The sequence below is a fragment of the Variovorax sp. JS1663 genome (assembly GCF_002157355.1).
Taxonomy (GTDB): domain Bacteria; phylum Pseudomonadota; class Gammaproteobacteria; order Burkholderiales; family Burkholderiaceae_C; genus Variovorax.
In genome coordinates, this window is the sequence record NZ_LYMK01000134.1 from 1 (window position 1) to 1,362 (window position 1,362).

The following is a 1,362-nucleotide window of genomic DNA, read 5'->3' on the forward strand; positions in this document are numbered from 1 at the left end:
GGACGCAGCGCAGTCCACACGCGTCCGCTACGACATCCACCCCGGCGTGGCCGAGGCGGCACTGGCCGGTGCCGGCGCAGAACTGCTGCAGGCCACCGACATCGAGCTTGGCAGATTCTTCATCACGCTCGTCTCGCGCGGCCTGGAGGCCGAGAGCGAGGGCGGCGGGGCACTGGTGGCGGATGCTGCCCGCCGCGGTGTACCGTACCTGATGCGCATCCAGGGGTGGAGTGAGGCCGCGTGGCTCCTCGAACGGCTCGTGCAGCGCGACGAGAGCCCGGACACGATTGCCTTCGCGCTGCCGCTGCTCGAACGCATCGCCCAGGCCACTGCTGGCAGCGAGCGGGAGCTTCTTGATCAGGGCACCTTGGCCAAGACCCTGGCGATGGCAGGCCGTCAAGACGAGGCCGAGCGCCGCATGCGCGACGTGATCGACCGGGCCCGGAAGTTGGGCCAGCACGGTGTAGCCTCGGCGGCTGGTAGCGATCTGATGAACCTGCTGCGGAACGTTGGCCGGGTAGATGAGGCCTTGCGGGTCGTCGAAGCAAAGGCAGAGGACACGCGCAATGCGGGGCTCGGCCCCTGGACCCAGCTCGCCGACGAGGGTCAGCGCCTGCAACTGCTCGCCGACCTCGGCCGCTACGCCGAGGTGCACAAGGCAGTCGAGCGGCTGCGCCCGCAGATGGCCGCGCTACCAGAGAAAAGCGAGGTGGACGAAACTGTGAACCCCTGGAACGTGCGCGAAGGGCTGCTCGACACGGGTCACACGGCCGCGCTGTATTCGAAGCGCTACGAGGATGCGCTGGAACTGAATGACGAGAGCCTCCGATCCAAACAGGCCCGCGGCGCGAGCACGTTGGAGCTGGCGAAATATCGCTTCAACGATGCTGCGCCCCTGCTACGCCTCGGGCGCGTCGACGACGCGCGCGCCCTGCTGCTTGACTGCCGCCGGGTCTTCGAAGCGGAGCGGTACCGTTCGGGGCTGGGCATGGTCTTCTCGTTGTTGGCCGATCTGGAGGACGAGACCGGCGCGCCGGACAAGGCCGCGGACTTCGAACGGCTGGCACTTGGCTACAGTTATCAGGTCGGCGACCCCGACGTTTGTGCGATCAGCCACTACAGCCTGGCGAACTATCTCAGGCGGTCAGCGCGCGACCCGACACAGGCTCTGGCCCATGGACTGGCGGCGGCTACGCTTTTCATGCAGATCCGATCGGGGCGTCTGCCGAACGCGTTGTCGGCACTCGCCGCTGTCGACCTTGCGCCGTCGCCGCCGGCATTTGCAGACGTGGTCCGACAAGTCGAGGCGGTGCCCGGCGTGCGCCTGGCCGCGCTGTTCGAGCGGCTGCCGCGTACGTTGGC

Annotated in this window: 1 protein-coding gene; it reads left to right on the top strand. The window is 68.1% G+C overall.

Annotated features, from left to right (window positions below; all coding sequences use genetic code 11):
- On the top strand, positions 1-1,362 hold a 1,362-nt coding region (locus A8M77_RS36375), incomplete at both ends, for a hypothetical protein (protein WP_202820704.1).